15 protein-coding genes and 1 tRNA gene are annotated in these 18,157 nt (G+C 56.1%); 9 read left to right on the top strand and 7 right to left on the bottom strand.

The genetic code is table 11. The features are described from left to right. Positions 1 to 43: 43 nt before the first annotated feature. The 6 genes from MWH26_RS12765 (at position 44) to cphA (ending at position 8,393) form a co-directional block, all read left to right on the top strand. On the top strand, positions 44 to 1,312 hold the full coding sequence (locus tag MWH26_RS12765) for a PdaC/RsiV family protein (RefSeq protein ID WP_247974594.1): 1,269 nt from the start codon (positions 44 to 46) through the stop codon (positions 1,310 to 1,312). A 181-nt stretch (positions 1,313 to 1,493) separates the two neighbouring features. Then, entirely contained in the window at positions 1,494 to 2,558 is a 1,065-nt protein-coding gene (locus MWH26_RS12760; RefSeq protein WP_244696993.1) for a fatty acid desaturase family protein, read from the top strand. 86 nt (positions 2,559 to 2,644) lie between these two features. After that, a complete protein-coding gene (locus tag MWH26_RS12755; RefSeq protein ID WP_247974593.1) occupies positions 2,645 to 3,091 on the top strand; it encodes a DUF7878 domain-containing protein in 447 nt (148 codons plus the stop codon). Between the two features lie 171 nt (positions 3,092 to 3,262). Then, positions 3,263 to 5,089 (top strand): 30S ribosomal protein S1, encoded by a 1,827-nt coding sequence (gene rpsA / locus MWH26_RS12750; protein WP_244696991.1) that lies wholly within the window; start codon positions 3,263 to 3,265, stop codon positions 5,087 to 5,089. Positions 5,090 to 5,419: 330 nt separating this feature from the next. Next, positions 5,420 to 5,490, top strand: a tRNA-Cys gene (locus MWH26_RS12745). A 278-nt stretch (positions 5,491 to 5,768) separates the two neighbouring features. Next, positions 5,769 to 8,393 carry a cyanophycin synthetase gene (gene cphA, locus MWH26_RS12740; protein ID WP_247974592.1) on the top strand — a complete coding sequence of 875 codons (2,625 nt, stop codon included), beginning with the start codon at positions 5,769 to 5,771 and terminating at the stop codon, positions 8,391 to 8,393. A 167-nt stretch (positions 8,394 to 8,560) separates the two neighbouring features. Here the strand turns inward: cphA and MWH26_RS12735 are convergent, their stop codons facing one another. Next, complete coding sequence (locus MWH26_RS12735) at positions 8,561 to 9,508, bottom strand: DUF8428 domain-containing protein (protein WP_247974591.1); 948 nt, start codon at positions 9,506 to 9,508, stop codon at positions 8,561 to 8,563. Between the two features lie 113 nt (positions 9,509 to 9,621). Here MWH26_RS12735 and MWH26_RS12730 point away from each other — a divergent pair, with 113 nt between their 5' ends. Both MWH26_RS12730 and kdsA read left to right on the top strand, forming a co-directional pair. Beyond that, on the top strand, positions 9,622 to 10,242 hold the full coding sequence (locus MWH26_RS12730; protein ID WP_247974590.1) for a methyltransferase domain-containing protein: 621 nt from the start codon (positions 9,622 to 9,624) through the stop codon (positions 10,240 to 10,242). Between the two features lie 68 nt (positions 10,243 to 10,310). Beyond that, on the top strand, positions 10,311 to 11,135 hold the full coding sequence (kdsA, locus tag MWH26_RS12725) for a 3-deoxy-8-phosphooctulonate synthase (protein ID WP_247974589.1): 825 nt from the start codon (positions 10,311 to 10,313) through the stop codon (positions 11,133 to 11,135). A 463-nt stretch (positions 11,136 to 11,598) separates the two neighbouring features. Here kdsA and MWH26_RS12720 read toward each other — a convergent pair whose 3' ends face one another. Together MWH26_RS12720 and apaG are read right to left on the bottom strand one after the other, a co-directional pair. Further along, on the bottom strand, positions 11,599 to 12,429 hold the full coding sequence (locus MWH26_RS12720; RefSeq protein ID WP_247974588.1) for an O-methyltransferase: 831 nt from the start codon (positions 12,427 to 12,429) through the stop codon (positions 11,599 to 11,601). Between the two features lie 183 nt (positions 12,430 to 12,612). Then, entirely contained in the window at positions 12,613 to 12,999 is a 387-nt protein-coding gene (gene apaG, locus MWH26_RS12715) for a Co2+/Mg2+ efflux facilitator ApaG/CorD (RefSeq protein WP_188559201.1), read from the bottom strand. A 111-nt stretch (positions 13,000 to 13,110) separates the two neighbouring features. Between apaG and ung the strand changes: the two genes are divergently transcribed. Then, a complete protein-coding gene (ung, locus tag MWH26_RS12710; protein ID WP_247974587.1) occupies positions 13,111 to 13,776 on the top strand; it encodes a uracil-DNA glycosylase in 666 nt (221 codons plus the stop codon). Between the two features lie 189 nt (positions 13,777 to 13,965). Here ung and lepB read toward each other — a convergent pair whose 3' ends face one another. The 4 genes from lepB to MWH26_RS12690 all read right to left on the bottom strand — a co-directional run bounded on the left by lepB (position 13,966) and on the right by MWH26_RS12690 (position 17,938). Beyond that, positions 13,966 to 15,174 (bottom strand): signal peptidase I, encoded by a 1,209-nt coding sequence (gene lepB, locus MWH26_RS12705; RefSeq protein WP_247974586.1) that lies wholly within the window; start codon positions 15,172 to 15,174, stop codon positions 13,966 to 13,968. A gap of 160 nt (positions 15,175 to 15,334) precedes the next feature. After that, positions 15,335 to 16,054 (bottom strand): 4-hydroxy-tetrahydrodipicolinate reductase, encoded by a 720-nt coding sequence (gene dapB / locus MWH26_RS12700; protein WP_247974585.1) that lies wholly within the window; start codon positions 16,052 to 16,054, stop codon positions 15,335 to 15,337. Positions 16,055 to 16,121: 67 nt separating this feature from the next. Next, complete coding sequence (locus MWH26_RS12695) at positions 16,122 to 16,700, bottom strand: DUF5683 domain-containing protein (RefSeq protein ID WP_247977093.1); 579 nt, start codon at positions 16,698 to 16,700, stop codon at positions 16,122 to 16,124. 281 nt (positions 16,701 to 16,981) lie between these two features. Next, positions 16,982 to 17,938: a ParB/RepB/Spo0J family partition protein gene (locus MWH26_RS12690; protein ID WP_247974584.1), complete on the bottom strand. Its 957-nt coding sequence runs from the start codon at positions 17,936 to 17,938 to the stop codon at positions 16,982 to 16,984. Between the last annotated feature and the right edge of the window lie 219 nt (positions 17,939 to 18,157).

Here is an 18,157-nt window from a genome sequence, read left to right as displayed (position 1 = left end):
ACACCCCTGTAAGAACCGCCCGAATTCTGCGTTCTTTGGGCCGATGAGCCTCTCCTTTGTTCCGCGCCTGCGTGCCCTACCGCGGCTGTTACTTTACACCGCCGCCGCCCTCGGGTTACTGCTAACCGGCTGCAATTCCAACCCCAATACTTCCGCCGCGCACACCACTACCGCCAAGTCGCCCGTAGCGGCTGGCAGCGCCGAGCCGACTGATTCGCCGGGCACCTGGTACCGGCAGTATAGGGGCGTGCTGCCCGGCTCCTCTGACAGCATCACCCTGCACCTACAATGCTTACCCGAAAGCCTGGGGGAGGCCTCGCCCAGTCGACTTGTCGGCTTTTATTCCGCCGCCGATGGACGCCCGTACGAGGTTATAGGCAACCGGTCAGCCGCCACCGACAGTCTTACCCTGCAGGATATGAGTGCGGAAGTAATGCCGCCACATCAGGAGGGGCCGCGCTGGCAGCTTGCCTTTCAGGGCCCCGATTTAATGGGTACCCGCGCCGGCAAAGCGGTGCTTCTTCGGCGGATACATGTGCCGTTGGGTATGCAATTAGTTTCGCGCAGCTTCACGGCCAACGTACCGGCCCGTCCCAATCATCCGGAAGACACCATCACCGGTAGGGTAGGGCTGCATGCCTTGCTACCCGTGGCAGGTGGTAGCCGTGCTGCATTAACGGCCACCATGCTGCAGGACCTGCGCGGCGACTCCCTCACTACCCGCCCGGCGCCTACTCTACGCGCACTGTGGGAAAAACAGCTCAGCAGCTTCACCCAAGACTATCAGCAGGAAGCCGGCCCCATGCTAACCGAACTGGAAGCGGATACTAGCACCTACCGCCCGCTGGCTGCCTTCCGCTACGAGCAGCAAACCAGCACCCATGTGCTCTGGAACGAGGGTACTTTACTCAGCATCGGGTATGCCAGGTATGATTACAGCGGCGGTGCCCACGGTAACTACGCTACCACCGTTTGCAGCTACGATACTCGCACCGGCCGCACCCTGCGCTACCCTGACATTTTTCTTCCTGGCACCGAGGCCCAGCTAGAGCAGCTGCTAGGCCGTTACGCGCGCCTAGTTTTGGGGCTGAGGCCAGGGCAACCGCTCTCGGAGGTACTGTTTGAGAACACGCTACCCGTTACCCGCAACGTGTACCTGACCAGCGGCGGGGCCGTGTTTGTATACTCGCCCTATGAGGTAGCGTCGTTTGCCCAAGGAGAAATTCGGGTGTTTGTACCCGTATCCGCGTTACGACCCCTGCTAAAGCCGGATTTACCGCTTGCTGGTAAAGCAGAACTGGTGCGGAAATGAACGAAGCGCATCTGCTTGGGCTTACAGAGGTGGCGCGGCCCTGCATACCCAGCGAACAGGGCACCTCGCCTCCCGCAAACGAGCCAATCATGGTGGTGCAAAATCCCGCCTTTCCTACCCCAAACGCCGAAGAGGAAACCTGAACCGGTATCTTTGTCTTCGTTCTTCTTGACCACCCCTTATGCAAGCACCCAAATTCGCGGCTTCCCGCTCCTTTCACCAGGAACTGAAGCGCCGCACCAACGCCTACTTTGCCGAGGCTGGCAAATCCACTACGGGAGGTAAAACCCTGTTCTTCAAAGCAGTGTTGCTAACGGCCGCTTTTGTAGCCGTTTACCTGCATCTTGTGTTCTGGACGCCCACTGCCTGGGTAGGCGTGGCTGAATGCGCCCTGCTGGGCTTTATTGGAGCGGCCATCGGCTTTAACGTCATGCACGACGGGGCCCACGGTTCCTTCAGCAAGAAAAAGTGGATGAACCAGTTTGCCGCGTTTACCCTGAACGTAATGGGCGGCAACTCCTACATGTGGAACGCCAAGCACAACCTCATCCACCACATGTACACCAACGTGGAAGGTGTGGACGACGACCTCGACGCCCAGCCCTGGCTGCGCCTGAGCCCGGAGCAGCCCCGTCGCAAGCTCCACCGCTTCCAGCACCTCTACTTCTGGTTTTTCTACGCCTTGCTCTTTATCGCCTGGATTTTCTACATGGACTATCAGAAGTATTTCCGCGGCAAAATCGGGGAGATGCCCATCAAGAAAATGACGGCCTCGGACCAGGGCGTGTTCTGGGGCTTTAAAGTGCTGCACCTGGGGCTGTTCGTGGCCCTGCCTATTTATATGGTAGGCGTGGTAAGCTGGCTAGTAGGCTTCCTGGTATTCATGGCCGTAGCGGGTTTCACCCTGAGCATCGTGTTTCAGCTAGCGCATACGGTAGAGCACACCAGCTTCGTAGTGCCCCACGAAACCACCCGCAAGATTGAGGACGAGTGGGCCATCCATCAGATCAAAACCACCGCCAACTTCGCTACGGATAACAAGGTGATTAGCTGGCTGGTAGGTGGCCTGAACTTCCAGGTTGAGCACCACCTGTTTCCTAACATCTCCCACGTGCACTACCCCGCCCTGAACAAAATCATCCGCCAGATGTGCGCGGAGTTCGGCGTAGAGTACAACGAGTACCCCAAGATGCGCTACGCCGTAGCCTCCCACGTTGCCCACTTGCGCGAGTTGGGTAGGGCGTAAGGTTAACTAGAGTTTCAATAATAGAAATAGCGGCTTTACTTGAAGCCGCTATTTCTATTATTGAGCTACCTGATATTTCAAATCCAATGATAGATACAGAACTCAAGTTGGAATTTACTATTCAAAGATGCCCAGTTGATGATCAAATTAAATACGCTGTAGCGTACTTGGAAGGAGAATTGATGATCAAAATTGACGGACAGGTATTTTTTCAGGAGCCCGATATAATGTTAGTCGAATTCGGAACTGAATTAAATAAGTGGCTAGGAAAGCTTATTGCAACAAAAAAGCCAGTGTCTATGGAGTATTTCACAATGGATCATGATGAGGCAGAAGGAGCAATACTGACACTAGAACCTGTTGCTAATACTCGTTACCTCATTCATTCTATCTGGCAAGAATTTACCTGCTCTAGGTCTATTAGTGAGCATGAGTTGATAGTGGCAACTACGACATTTATAGAAGGACTAAATATAGAGTTAGGCCGGAGAGGCCTAGTAGGGTTGGGTAACACACTGTCTCAGATAGGATAAAGTTGGTCGAGTAATAACCCTTTGTACTGTAGCAAATAGTCTCAAACTCCGTATCTTTGCCGCCCCGCCAGGGTGGCGAGGCCGGCGCTTCGGTGCTGTGTATCAAACAAAAACGCGCTCCGGGGGTGGGCCCTGCGCCGGACGTGTACATGAGGGCCACTGCATCATATCATGGCAGAAATAGTAGACAACTTCGACTGGGACAACGTTGGAGCAAACAGCTTTGGTGGTAACTACACCGCTGAGCAGCGCGCCGAGATGGAGGAAATGTACAGCGGCACGCTGACTACCGTCCAGGAGGAAGAAGTAATTAAAGGCACCGTAGTGGGCATCACTGACCGCGACGTAATCCTGAACATCGGCTTCAAATCCGATGGTCTGGTGCCCCTCTCCGAATTCCGCGACCTGCCCGAGCTGAAAGTGGGCGACGAGGTGGAGGTGTTCATTGAGGACCAGGAAGACCAGAACGGTCAGCTAATCCTGAGCCGCAAAAAGGCCAAGATTAAGCAGGCTTGGAAAGCTATTTACGACGCTTTGGAGAATGACACCGTTCTGGAAGGCGTAGTAAAGCGTCGCACCAAAGGTGGTCTGATCATGGATCTGGACGGCGTAGAAGCCTTCCTACCCGGCTCGCAGATTGACGTGAAGCCCATCCGTGACTTCGACATCTATGTAGGTCGTCGTATGGAAGTGAAAGTGGTGAAAATCAACGCCGCTTTCGACAACGTGGTAGTTTCGCACAAAGTCCTGATCGAGAAAGACCTCGAGAAGCAGCGCGAAGCCATCCTCAACAACCTGGAAAAAGGCCAGATCCTCGAGGGCGTTATCAAGAACATGACCAACTTCGGTGTGTTCATCGACCTCGGTGGCGTAGACGGTCTGCTGCACATCACCGACATCTCGTGGGGCCGCATCGCTCACCCGAGCGAAGTACTGCAGCTTGACCAGAAGCTGAATATCGTAGTGCTTGACTTCGACGAAGCCAAGAAGCGTATCAGCCTCGGCCTTAAGCAGCTGACTCCCCACCCATGGGATTCGCTGGGCGCCGACATGGGCGTAGGCTCGAAGGTGAAAGGCCGCATCGTGAACGTTGCCGACTACGGTGCGTTCATGGAAATCATTCCCGGCGTAGAAGGCCTGATCCACGTTTCAGAAATGAGCTGGAGCCAGCACCTGCGTAACCCGCAGGACTTCATCAAGCAGGGCGACGTAGTAGAGGCGCAGATCCTGACCCTCGACCGCGAAGACCGTAAGATGAGCCTGGGTATCAAGCAACTGAGCGAGGATCCATGGACCCGCGGCGACTTCGCTACGAAGTATGCGGTAGGTACCAACCACAACGGTCTGGTGCGCAACCTGACCAACTTCGGCCTGTTCGTAGAGCTGGAAGAAGGTGTGGACGGCCTCGTGCACGTTTCAGACTTGTCGTGGACCAAGAAGATCAAGCATCCTTCGGAAGTAGTGAAGGTGGGTGACCGTCTGGACGTAGTAGTTCTGGAGCTGGACGTAGCCAACCGTCGTCTGGCCCTGGGCCACAAGCAGCTGGAAGAAAACCCCTGGGATACGTTCCAGACGGTATTTACTCCCGGCTCGGTGCATAAGGCTACCATCACCGAGAAAAACGACCGTGGTGCGGTGCTCGAGTTGCCCTACGGCATCGAAGGCTTCGCGTACCCCAAGTCGCTGGTGAAGGAAGACAACAGCAACGCTGAGAACGGCGAAACCCTGGACTTCCGCGTAGTTGAATTCTCGAAGGATGACCGTCGCATCGTGCTGTCGCACACTGCTGTGTTCAACCAGGCTCAGGAAGAAGACTCCCGCGCTTCGAAGTTCGCGAAGAAGAAGCCTGCTACGGGTGCCGCTGCTGGCGCTCAGGGTGAAGGCAAACTAAGCGACCTGAAGAAGCCCGCCACGGCTGAGAAGTCGACCCTCGGTGATCTGGACGCTCTGTCCGCACTGCGCGACAAGATGCTAGGTAACGAGCAGGGCGGCGAGTAATTTCGCCAGCCATTTGGCTTGATAAACAAGAGGCCCCGGAGCAATCCGGGGCCTTTTTGTTGCAGAGGTAAGCAAGGCTGTTTTTCCGAGCCTGGGCGCATCAAGCCAGTGACGAGGAATCAGGGTTCCGACTAAAAGGCCAATCCAAATTCCGCGTTACTAGCTTGATGCGCCATAAGCTCGAAAGTACAGTTCCCGCTGTCGCGGAAACGAAAGAGCTATAAAATTTGCCGCAGAAATCCAGTAACTTAACCGGTTAACAAGCGAAAATACGCTGATTAGCTTGGCTGAAGTCGGATTAAGGCGTATGTTTGCATCCTCAAAACCACTGGTGACGTGACCGAGTGGCTAGGTAGAGGTCTGCAAAACCTCCTACAGCGGTTCGAATCCGCTCGTCACCTCTTTTTCCTGTTTTCAGAGTGCCTAGTGCCCCGGTCGATTAGCCCCGACCGGGGTTTTTGCATTTAATAGCCTTAAAGCAGAGTTGAGCTTGCAGCCAGCCTGTTGCAATGTAACAGAACTAAGGGACGGCAGCTTGTAATAAATATTTATACCGCAAATATTGCCACGGCGTGGATTATCCCTCCAATAGGCTAAAAATGATTACAACGGCATTATCCCTACATTTCATTCCCGCGTAGAGAAGCGTACATCCTTATTCCCTTTTCATCTTTTTCCCATGAAGATTATTGACCTCCGCACAATGCGCGGCCCCAGCTACTGGTCTGTGAAACATCACAAGCTGATTGTGATGAAAGTAGACCTGCAGGATCTGGCCGATACGTGGTCGAACAGCGTGCCGGCCTTAGCTGAGCAGCTGCCGAAGCTGTTGCCTGAACTAGCCCAACCGCAGACCGGCGATTTAGATAAATCGTCGACGAAAAACCCACCGCTTACCGAGGAGCAGCTAGCCGACGGTGAACCCCTGGGCTACGTAATTCTGCAGGTAGCGCTGGCCCTGCAGCGCACGGCTGGTATGCCGGTAATCTGGGGCAAGTCGTACCCGGCGCATCAGGAGGGCGTAGATTTTGTGGTGTTCTGCTACCAGGAGGAGCGGGCCGGGCGCGTGGCCGCTGAGGCCGCCGTGCACATCGTGGAGGATCTATGCAAAGGCCAGCCAGTGGACCTGAAACCCATCATTGAAGAGCTGCACGAAATCCGGGAAGAGGAGTTTTTTGGTCCGAGTACCTACAGCATTGTGGCCGAAGCGGCTTCGCGCAACATCCCCTACATCCAACTCAAGAATAGCAATATTATCCAACTGGGCTACGGAGTTAACCAGAAGCGCATTTGGGCTACTACTACCAGCTATACTTCCCACGCGGGCGTAGAGGTAGCGGGTAATAAAAACCGCACCAAAGCCATGCTGAAGGACGCGGGCGTACCCGTTCCCTATGGCACCACAGTGTACTCGGAGGCGGGCTTGCGTGACGCCGTGGAGGACTTGGGTTTTCCCATCGTGACCAAGCCCCTGGATGGCAACCACGGCAAAGGCGCTACCATCCGCATCATGAATTGGGAAGATGCCGTGGAAGGGTTACAAGCCGCGCAGAAGTACTCACGGGCCGTTATTGTGGAGCAGTTCATTGAGGGCCACGATTATCGGCTCTTGGTAGTTAATGGTAAACTCATTGCCGCTGCCAAGCGCACTCCGGCGGCCGTAACCGGGGATGGAGTTAGCACCATTCAGCAGCTTATTGATAAGATTAACGAGGACCCACGCCGCGGTGTCGGCCACGAAAAGGAGCTGACCAGCATCAAAGCTGATCAGCACACGCTGGACATTCTGCGCGTGCAGGACCTGACCATAGATTCCGTGCTGCCCGCGGGCAAGGAACTCTACCTGAAAAGCACGGCTAACATCAGCACAGGCGGCACCGCCACGGATGTCACTGACCTGGTACACCCGTACAATGTGTTACTAGCGGAGCGGGTAGCCGGCATTATCGGCTTGGATATCTGTGGTATTGACCTACTGACGTCTGACATTGCCATTCCGCTGAACGAGACGCGCGGGGCCGTTATTGAGGTTAACGCGGCGCCTGGTTTCCGCATGCACATTGCCCCCACCGAGGGCCTGCCCCGGAACGTGGCCGCGCCGGTAGTGGATATGCTATTCCCAACCGGCAGCACGGCTCGTATTCCGATTTTCGCTGTAACCGGTACCAACGGCAAAACCACTACTACTCACTTGCTCTCCCATATTGTAGCGTCCAAAGGCTACAAGGTAGGCCACACTACCACCAGCGGCATTTATATACAAGGTGTGCAATTGCAGAGTGGGGACTGCACCGGAGGGCAAAGCGCGGAGTTTGTGCTGAAAGACCCGACGGTAAACTTTGCGGTGCTGGAAACGGCGCGGGGCGGCATGCTTCGCTCAGGCCTGGGCTTTCATACCTGCGACGTGGCCATCGTAACCAACGTAGCGGCTGACCACCTGGGGATGCGCGACATTTATACGGTGGAGGAAATGGCGGCCGTTAAGGGCGTATTGCCTCGTACGGTGCACAAAAACGGGTGGGCTGTACTCAACGCCGATAACGACTTGGTGTACGCCATGCGGGAGAAGTTGGAGTGCAAAGTGGCGCTTTTTAGTATGAATGAGCACAGCCCCCGCATCCGGGAGCACGCCGAAAGTGGTGGGCTGGCCGCCGTGTACGAGGAGGGCTACATCACCATTTATAAGAACAGCTATAAGCTGCGCATCGACCGCGCCTCGGAGTTCCCCATCACGTTTGGGGGTAGGGCTACATTCAACATTGAAAATTCGCTGGCTGCGGCCCTGGCTTGCTACTGCTACGGCTTCGACAAGGACGATATCAAGCAAGCCCTGCGCACGTTTATACCCTCGGCCGCCAAAACGCCGGGCCGCATGAATGTATACAAGTTTCCGACCTTCGAGGTAATTGTGGATTATGCCCACAATACCCACGGCATCGAGAAATTTGCCGAGTTTCTGAACGCCACGGAGGCGACCCGCAAGGTAGGGGTGGTGTCGGGCCTGGGCGACCGGCGCGACGAGGACACGCTTAGCTTCGCCCGGGTGGCGGGCCGTATTTTCGATGAGGTGGTGCTGCGTCAGGATCGGGACTTGCGCGGTAAAACCGCCGAGGAACTCCACGAAATCATGACCCGCGGCCTACGCCTGGATAACCCGGAGCTACCCATTACCTACATCGAAAACGAAATGGACGCCATTGACCACGTGCTCAACACGGCGCAGCCCGGCTCGGTCGTCGTGCTGTTCACGGAAAATATCAAGGCTACCCTCAAGAAGCTAGACGACTACGAATCACAGATTTAGCCGGATTCGTCGGTTTACACGGATTTGCTCTACGTCCTGCATCCTCCAAATAAGAAAGGCCTTCCAGATGGAAGGCCTTTCTTGTTGTCCTACTCTGTCATTCTACTCTGCCCGCAGAAGGCTAGAACGAATCCGTGGCATTCAATAAATCAGGCTAAATCCGTGATTTATTTGAGCGTGAAGGTGGTTTTGCCAATCATTACGCCGCCTTCATACAGCTCTACGGTGTGGAGGCCGGTTTTGTAGCCGGCACCTTTAGCGTACAGAAATTGCACGGGCTGACGGGTGTTGTCGAATACGAGGTCCTGTTTGGCAGTGTAAAATGCCTCGGCGCCGTCAATCATGAAGGTGCCGCCCCCGGTGCTCAGGTTGTATAAGGCGGCGCCGTCGGGCTCAATCAGACGCATCAAAATCTGCTTGGTTTCCTTCGGCGACACGTCGTTGCGAGCGAGGTTGAAGGTCACCTTAATTTTCTCGACACGCTTGGCCTTGAACTCGTTGTCTTCATCCGACTTTTCTTTCTCGCGGCTGTTGACAACTCCCACCCGAATGTTTTCAGCTTGCAGACGAGAAGCAATAGTTACCTTCTCATTTAGCTCCTGGTTGGAGCGCACTACCGTTGAAATAGTGTCCGTAAGCTTGTTTTGGCGCTCTTTCAGCGTGGTCGTCTCGGTGTACAGCGCTTCGTTGTCGGCTTTCAGCTGGGCAATTTCCTCGTCTTTCTTCCGCAGTTGGGCCTCGAAGTTGGTGGCGCGCTGCTTGAACCGATTCTGCTCGGCAATGCTGAAGCTACCGGCCCGGAAGGAGCGAAGCTTCAGTAGGTCGGCGTTAATTTGGGCTAGCTTGGCCTCCAGCGAGTCATTGGCTAGGCCCATGCCCTGCACTTCCTGGCTTTGCCGCTCATAATCGGCTTTCAGGGCCTCATACTGCTTAATCTGCTCTTCCAGCTTGGCATCCTTGGTTACTACGTCGGCTTGGAGCTGTTCATTCTGCTTGGATTTCTGCTGATTCATGTAGAAAAGCAGGCCGTTGATGCCAAGCAGCACCAGAATCAGGGCCACAATCAGGAGGACGCGGTTGTTGTTCTTCGGCTCGGGGCTCTGGTCTTGTTCCATCGCAAGAGGGGTTAAGTGAGGCCCGGAGAGTCCGGGCGGAGGTAGTACCTTTAGGGCAAAAATAACGGAGTTCCGTACCCAGGCAAGTGCCGAAGGTACAACCTCGCTACAATATGCACCCGGATTCGCAACTTGACGCGGCGTATTGGCAGCAGCGCTACTTGGCCGGGCAAACCGGCTGGGATGCGGGCAGCATAACGCCACCGCTGCTGGATTATTTCAGGCAGCTAGGACTACCCGACGAGCGCCGCATCCTGATTCCGGGCGCCGGCCGGGCCTACGAGGCCGAATACCTGCACCGCCAGGGCTGGCCCAACGTGTGGGTGGCCGATGTAGCGCCCGCGCCCCTGCACGACTTCCAGCAGCGCGTCCCGACTTTCCCGGCGGCTCATTTGTTGCAGCAGGATTTCTTCGCCCTGGAGCCTACCCCGGCGTTTGACCTCATTGTGGAGCAGACCTTCTTTTGCGCCCTCGATCCTAGCCTGCGGCTGGCTTACGCCCGGCAGTGCGCGCACCTGCTGCGGCCCGGCGGCACCCTAATGGGCTTACTCTTCGATACAGAGTTCAGCCAGCCGGGCCCGCCCTTCGGTGGCTCCCGCGAAGAATATCGTGCCTACTTTGCGCCCTATTTCGACTTCGCTCATTTCGAGACGGCCACCAACTCCTTGCCCCCACGCCGGGGGCGAGAGTTGTTTATATGTTTAAAAAGGAAGCGGCTGCCGGGTTCTTACTAGCAACTCGCTCAACCGCTTTCCATTCATTTACTAGCTGCCACGCTTTAGGCGGCCCATCTTCGTCTACCATGATTCAAGCTCTTGCCAACGTTCTGCCCCATTTTCGCCACACCGATTCCGGTCAGTTTTTCCTGATGGCGGGCCCCTGCGTGATTGAGGGTGAGGACATGGCCCTACGTATTGCCGAGCAAGTCCGCACCCTTACCGATAAGCTGCAGATTCCCTACATCTTCAAGGGCTCTTACCGCAAAGCCAACCGCTCCCGCCTCGATTCTTACACGGGCATCGGCGACGAAAAAGCCTTGCGCATTCTGCAGAAAGTAGGGCGGGAAATCGGGGTGCCTACCGTGACGGACATTCACGAGTCGGAGGAAGCCGCGCTGGCCGCCGAGTACGTGGATGTGCTCCAAATTCCGGCTTTCCTGTGCCGGCAAACGGATTTGCTGGTAGCCGCCGCCAAAACCGGAAAAGTCGTGAACGTGAAGAAAGGGCAGTTCTTGAGCGGCGAATCCATGCAGTTTGCCGTGGACAAGGTGCGCCAGTCGGGCAACGAAAACGTGATTCTGACCGACCGGGGCAACTCTTTCGGCTACTCCGACCTGGTAGTGGACTTCCGCAACCTGCCCGCTATGCGCGAGTTTGGCGTGCCCGTGGTGATGGACGTGACCCATTCCCTGCAGCAGCCCAACCAGAGCAGCGGCGTGACGGGCGGCAAGCCCCAACTCATTGAAACCATTGCCAAAGCTGCCATTGCCGTAGGCGCCGACGGCCTGTTTATCGAGACCCACCCCACGCCGGCCACCGCCAAATCGGACGGGGCCAACATGCTGGCCCTGGACCGGCTCGAAGATTTGCTCGTGAAGCTCACGCGCGTGCGCCAGGCCATCCGGTAGCTTAGTTGCAGGTAGGGGAGCCTGGCAATTTGCTAGCCGGAAACCCCCAACGAATGGTATAACTTGTTTGCCAAAACATCCAGTATATTTGCTTCGTTGAAAACAAAAGTAGCAGGAGGCTTACCGCCCCCTGCTACCGTTACCGCTAAGGATTAAACAGGAGGTACAAACCTCCCATTCCGCCTAAAGCGGCCACTACCTTTACTACAAAAGTAGTGGTCACATGAATGGAGCATTGGAAACGAAGCCCATCCATGTCAGTACGACCCTGTCCCATACCAATGGATTTGAGGGTGGCCTAAACACCCTACTTATCCCGAAGCCCGTGCTACAACACGGGCTTCACTGCTTTTAAGGCAGCCGTGTTGGCGGGGTGACAACCGCACGTATGCCAAATATACTAGTATTCGGCGGCTTTGTTTTGCTATTTATTTTAGTAATTCTCTTGCGGTTGAGCTTACCACTACGAAGCAAGCCATTTAACTCGCTCTAACAGGTTATCAAACGGGTTATCAAAACGAAGCGAAAAATGCTGTTTTGGCTGATTTCGGCGAAAGAAAACTAGGCCGATGAAAAACAGATCCACGGTAACAGTCACGTCGGGGTGCTGCTTGATAGTAGCCCAGGCCTGCTCCATTTCTTCGGACCAATGAATGTCGTCCAGCACGAACACGCTTAAGTCGGTGCGGTAGCGGTTCAGCTGCTCGAAGTAGCGCACTGTGGGCTCGTAGCGGTGGTTGCCGTCGAAGAAGGCAAAGTCGACGGGCGTGGGTAGTGCGGCGAGGGTAGGGGCTAGGGTATCATCCAAGTTGCCTTCTATGAGCTCCACGGCCGGCAGCTCCAGCTGCTGAAAGGTCTGGCGGGCAACGGCGGCAGTTTGAGGGCAGCCCTCGAAGGTGAGTACGCGGGCCCTTGAGTTGGCGGCGCTGAGGTAGGCGGTTGTCAGGCCCAGGGAGGTACCCAGCTCCACAATGGTGCGCGGCTGAAAGTGGTTGACTAGGCGGAATAGCAGCTGCCCCAGCTTGGGCGGCTTGGCGGCTGTCCGGGCAATATCGCGCAGGCGGCGGGTGCGGCCCGCCCCAGTGTGAGAGCCCGCTCCGAAGTCCCGCACCTGAATAGAGGTAGGGTCGGCTAACAGCTCCTGGCGCCGGGTTTCTACGGCCTCATACGCCGCGAAATGCCCGCTGTGGTTGACTACGTGCGCGTACAGGCCGAATACAAACGGCGAATGGAGCCCGTGCGCGTTACCGGACCCGGCCAGAAAGCGGAGGTAGCTGAGAATCTGAAATAGCAACGGCGGAGAAGCGCAAGAACCCGGCGCGGGCGAGTTGTGGTAAAATGAAAGAAACTGCTGGGGCGAAGATACAGCACGCGCCGTCGAAGCCGGCTAGGAAATCAGAGGGAGCAGCCAGGCACAAAAAAGCCGCCCCGAAAGCTCGGAGCGGCTAAAGGTGCAGGCTAGCAAGCGCCAACTGCGCTAATTGAGGCGGTAAGGCACCACCAAGGTAAACTCCGGAATTTCGACCGTAAACTCGCTGCCATCCATGAGGCGCTCCATTTGGTAGGTGCCGCGCATCTTGCCCAGCCCCGACTTTAGGTTGCAGCCCGACACGTACTGGTGCGACTCGCCGGGCTCCAGCACGGGCTGCTGGCCCACTACGCCTTCGCCCTCCACCTCCCGAACAACCCCGTTGGCGTCGTAGATGTACCAGTGACGACGCAGCAGTTTAACCGTGTATTCGCTGTCGTTGCGGATATCAATTTTGTAAGCAAAAACGTAGTGTTCCTGACCCGGACTGGAGTAGTCGGGTAGGTAGTTGGTGGTAACGCTAACGGTTACTCCCTGGGTGGAAATGGTATTCATAGCGCCTGGGGTACGGGTAGAAAAAGCTAACAGCCGTATGCGGAATTTGGTTTATCTACGTAGCCACTGCACTGCAAGGCCCACTCAACCGAAAAAATAATCCTCTCCCGTATGTCTGTAAAGATAGAAGAAAGCTGGCGCAAGGTCCTAGCGGCCGAATTCGAAAAGCCGTATTTCAACCACCTCATTGCCTTTGTAAAAGGCGAATACGCAACCGCCACGGTGTATCCGCCCGGCCCGCAGATATTTCACGCCTTCGACGCCTGCCCCTTTGATGAGGTGAAGGTGGTTATTCTGGGCCAAGATCCCTACCACGGCAAGGGGCAGGCGCACGGCCTGAGTTTTTCGGTGGCTGAAGGCGTCCGGACTCCGCCTTCCCTGCAGAACATTTTCAAGGAACTGCAGAGCGATTTGCCCGGTACCCCACCCGCTCCCAACGGCAACCTCGACCGATGGGCTCAGCAGGGTGTGCTACTGCTGAACGCCACCCTGACGGTGCGAGCTGGGGAGCCGGCCAGTCACCAGAAAAAGGGCTGGGAGCAGTTTACCGATGCCGTTATTCAACAGATTTCCGACCACAAGAAAAACGTCGTATTTATTCTCTGGGGAGCTTCCGCTCAGAAAAAAGGTGAAATCATCGACACCCGCAAACATTTGGTGCTCAAAGCCGCTCACCCCTCACCCTACGCCGCCGATCGGGGCTTTTTTGGCTCCCGGCCCTTCAGCCAAACCAATGCCTACCTAGAGCAACACGGTCAAGCTCCCATCAATTGGTAAAGCACAGTTTTAGCCGGATTTGTCGAATGCCACGGATCTGTTCTGCGTCCAACATGTCACAACAAAAAAGGGCTTTCCAGCTGGAAGGCCCTTTTTGTTTTTCAAGTTCTATTTATCCGGCTTCAGAAGTAGGTCATGTCTAGAACGAATCCGTGGTGGTATCCGACAAATCTGGTTAAATCCGTGATGTTAATTGACTAGGTCGAACAAGCGGTTCCAGCGGATTTTCTGGGCGAAGGAAGCAGTAGGATCTACGGACATCCAGATAAGCACGGCTTTGCCTACAATGTGGTCTTCGGGCACGAAGCCCCAGAAGCGGGAGTCGAGCGAATTGTGGCGGTTGTCGCCCATCATGAAGTAGTAGTTCTGCTTAAACGTGTAGCTCTTCAGAGGCTGACCGTTCTGCAGAATCTGGCCGCTGGCATCCACGCTCATGCCTTCATTATGCTCGTAGCGCAGAATGATTTTCTGGTAGATGGGCGAGTTCTGCGGGGTTAGCTGCACCGTCTGGCCCTCTTTCGGGATTTGCAAAGGCCCGTAGTTGTCCTTGTTCCAGGTAGGGAAGGGCGGGGTAGTTAGGGGCTGGCTATAGGGCGAGTCGGGGTTGTTGGGGAACACCTGCTGGCGCTCGGGCTGGCCCACGGGCGTCTTCAAATCAATGATGCCCTTGATGTAAGGCTGCTGCTTGAAGTACTCGTAAGCAGCTTGGGTCATGTGCACCTCGTAACCCAGCCCGTATTGGGCCGTCTGCATCTGAAAGGGCATGCCATCGGGGGAGCTTTGCTCCCACACACCAAAGCGCTTGAAGGCGTCGGCTAGGTCGTCGTTGGGCTGCGGTACTTGCAGAAAGTAGCTGCTCTGCATCTCCGGATAATTAGCAGCCTGCTTTCCATTCACAAACACTTGCCCCTGTTTAATTTCCAGCACGTCGCCGGCAATAGCAATGCAGCGCTTGATGTAGTTTGTGCGCAAGTCGGCGGGATGCTCCGCCTCGAAGGGCACGTTGAATACCACCACGTCGTTATTCTTCACCTCTGAGAAACCCGGCAGACGGTAGCTCGGCAGCTGAATTAGGTCAGAGTAGCTTTTCAGGCTGGTTCCCCAGATAGTTTGGTGCGTTAGGGGCACCTGCAGGGGCGTTTGGGGCGTGCGCGGGCCGTAGTGCAGCTTGCTCACGAACAGATAATCGCCCACTAGCAGAGAGTGCTCCATGGAGGGCGTCGGGATGGTGTAGGCCTCAAAGGTGGCCCAGCGGATAAGCGTAGCCGCCACCACCGCAAACAAAATGGCATCGCCCCATTCCCTAACCACGCTCTTGCGCTTTTTAGGTTCTCCTGCGGGAGGCGCGGGCGCCGGCTTATTCTTCTCGAGGTATTTCTCCCAGGATTGTACTGCCATAATGAATCAGAGGCCAGAAAATACGAACAGCCGGCACGCGCCGGCCTCTTTCCGGATGAACGCCGGAAGATGCGAAATAATGCGGGAAGCGGTGAAGTTGCGCAAGGTGAAAGTGTGAAAGAAGCATTTTTCACACTTTCACCTTGCGCATCTTCACCCATTACAAGCCCAGCAAGTCCTTCATGCCGAATACGCCCTGGCGACCGGGAAGCCACTCAGCCGCCAACAGCGCGCCCTGCACGAAGCCTTCGCGGGTATGAGCCTCGTGCTTAAGCTCAATGCTGTCGGCGGGGGAGGAGTAAGTAACGATGTGGGTACCTACTACCGCCCCCTCGCGCTCCGAAAGAATGGCCAGCTCCGTGGGGGTAGTAGTTGCTTCGTTGCGCCACGTGGTTTTGCCGGGGAAATGACGCAGGATGCCTTCCGCCGTTGTTAGGGCCGTTCCGCTGGGCTGGTCCACCTTCTGGGTATGGTGAATCTCCCGGACCTGCACATCGTAGCCACCAAACTGATGCATTTTGGCAGCTATGTATTCATTGAAGTGAAAGAACAGGTTTACGCCTACGCTGTAGTTGGAGGCATAGAACAGGGGGGTAGTCGTTTGCTGGCTCAAGGCCTGAGCCTCGGGAAAATGATGCAGCCAGCCGGTGGAGCCGCATACTACCGGAATGCCCTGTTTCAGACAAGCTACCACATTTTGGAAGGCCGCGTCGGGATGGGTAAACTCGATGGCCGCGTCAACCTGCTCGGTTGTAAAGTCGGAGATGCGCACATCGGGCCGGGTAGGGTCCACGATGCCGGCTATCTGGTGGCCCCGGGCAATGGCCTGGGCTTCGATGGCCCGGCCCATTTTGCCGTAACCAATCAGGAGGAGCTTCATTGAAAAAATGCTGGCAGCGGACAGCTGGTTGCGGCGGCTGGGACAAGCAGCGCCGGAGGCAGGTGCGCTATTTTAAGTAGAAAGTTAGTGCCAGCCCTGTGCGTGGCACTGGTGAAGCAGAAGGAAGCAAGGCGGGGTCAAGACGCAAACTTAAATCTTCGCTGATGTCAAAGTCGCGCAAGTGGGCATCAACCAACGCGTCCAGAATGGTAATGCCGTAGGCTAGGGCCGTGTAAGCAATAAACGTGTCGCGGGAGGTACGGTAGTTATTCAGGCCCGTTTGGACGCCTTGAGCATTTACCTCGTCAACTAGGTTATTAGTAACCTGCGCTACCGTCTTGCCGGCGAGAAGTTCGTTTTTGGCCTTGGCGTAGGCCTTGTAGCGTATCTGGTAGAAGTACAAGCCGTAGCCCGTGCCCCCAATGGCCCCGTACACCAAGGGCAGCTTCCAGTACTTGTGATTATATACCTGCCCGGCCCCCGGTAGCACCAAAGCCAGTAGAGCAGCTTTTTGCGGCCGGGTAACGCGCATCCCCAGCAACCGCTCCGTGCGCCGCGACGAATCGGGGACAGCCTGGGTAGCTACCCGGGCTGAATCGGGGCCAGCCGTGACGGTTTGTGCCTGCGCACTCTTTCCCAGCAGCACCAAACCAACCAGAAGCAGTAGCTGAAGGAAAAGACGTGAACAGTGCATAAATCGTGTTTCTGCTCGGGCCCACAACAAGGGGAAGGCTACGGATAGGTGAGGTTGACTACGCTTTCGAAACCCGGACCCTATGACTTCGGCCATAAAGCTTACCATCGGCTAACGCCTGGTTTGTCCGGTTAGTCTAACGGCAAGCAGGGAGGGCCGAAGAGCAGATTTTCGGCCCGCGCCCTGAAACCACCTGCGTAGCAGGCAAGCAGGTAGGCGCGGAACTAGAGGGTTTACGCGGGCTGCAGGATGTGCAGAATACGCTGCATGTCCTCTACTGAGTCGAAGGCAATTTTGATTTCGCCCCGACCTTGGGGCCCGGGCTTCACCATCACGCGGCTGCCGAAACGTTCCGAGAGGTGACGCTCGGCGCGCTTGAGTTCCGCCGGCGGTACTATTGGGGCTGCTGGTTGGGTAGGCTTCTTTTCCGTGTCGGGGGTAGCGCCGGCACCGGCGCGCACCAGCTGCTCCACCCGGCGCACGGAAAGGTCCTCATCCACGATGCGGCGGAACAGGTTAATCTGCTGCTCGGTGTCCTCCACGTTTACCAGGGCCCGGGCGTGGCCCATGCTGATAACATTGTCGCGCAGGCCGATCTGGATATCGGGGGGGAGCTTGAGCAGGCGCAGGTAGTTGGTAACGGTAGAGCGGTTTTTACCCACCCGGTCGCCCAACTCTTCCTGCTTCAGGTTGCACTCACTCACGAGGCGCTGGTAGCTCAAGGCAATTTCAATGGCGTTGAGGTTCTCGCGCTGAATGTTCTCGATGAGGGCCATTTCCAGCATCTGCTGGTCATCAGCCTTGCGGATGTAAGCCGGAATGGCATCGAGTCCGGCCAGCTTGGAAGCCTGCAAACGCCGTTCCCCCGAAATAAGCTGGTAGGCATTCGTGCCGGTTTGGCGAACCGTAACGGGCTGAATGATGCCCTGCAGCTTGATGCTTTCGGCTAGCTCCTGCAAGGCCGCCTGGTCGAAGTGGGTACGGGGCTGGTAGGGGTTGGCCTCAATCTGATTCACGGCAATCAGGCCCACCGAATTGACGGGATGCGGGACCAAGCCCAGCCGCTCGCTTTTCTTCTCGTAGCTGCCCTCAATCAGTGCATTCAGTCCCCGGCCCAAGCCGCCAACCTTGCGCTTAGCGGCTGCGGAAGCCGCGGCCGGCGTATTCTTCTCTTCGTTTTTCTCTGACATACCTGCAATCAGCCCTCGCCCAATAGCACGGGGCGAAAGCGGGATTCAAAAATACACAAACGCCTGGGATGGCGGGGAAATTTTGTTCCACGTCTTTAAAAAACGTGAAACACTACCTGTCAGCTACCTATTGTTTAAGTACAGAAGGGTAATAGGGTGGCACAAGGCGATGCTGAAAAGAAAAAGCCCCGGCAAGATGGCACCTGTCGTTGAACGATT

Origin of the sequence: Hymenobacter sublimis, assembly GCF_023101345.1 — a bacterium.
Classification (GTDB): Bacteria; Bacteroidota; Bacteroidia; order Cytophagales; family Hymenobacteraceae; genus Hymenobacter; species Hymenobacter sublimis.
This window is presented reverse-complemented; position numbering and strand designations above follow the sequence as displayed.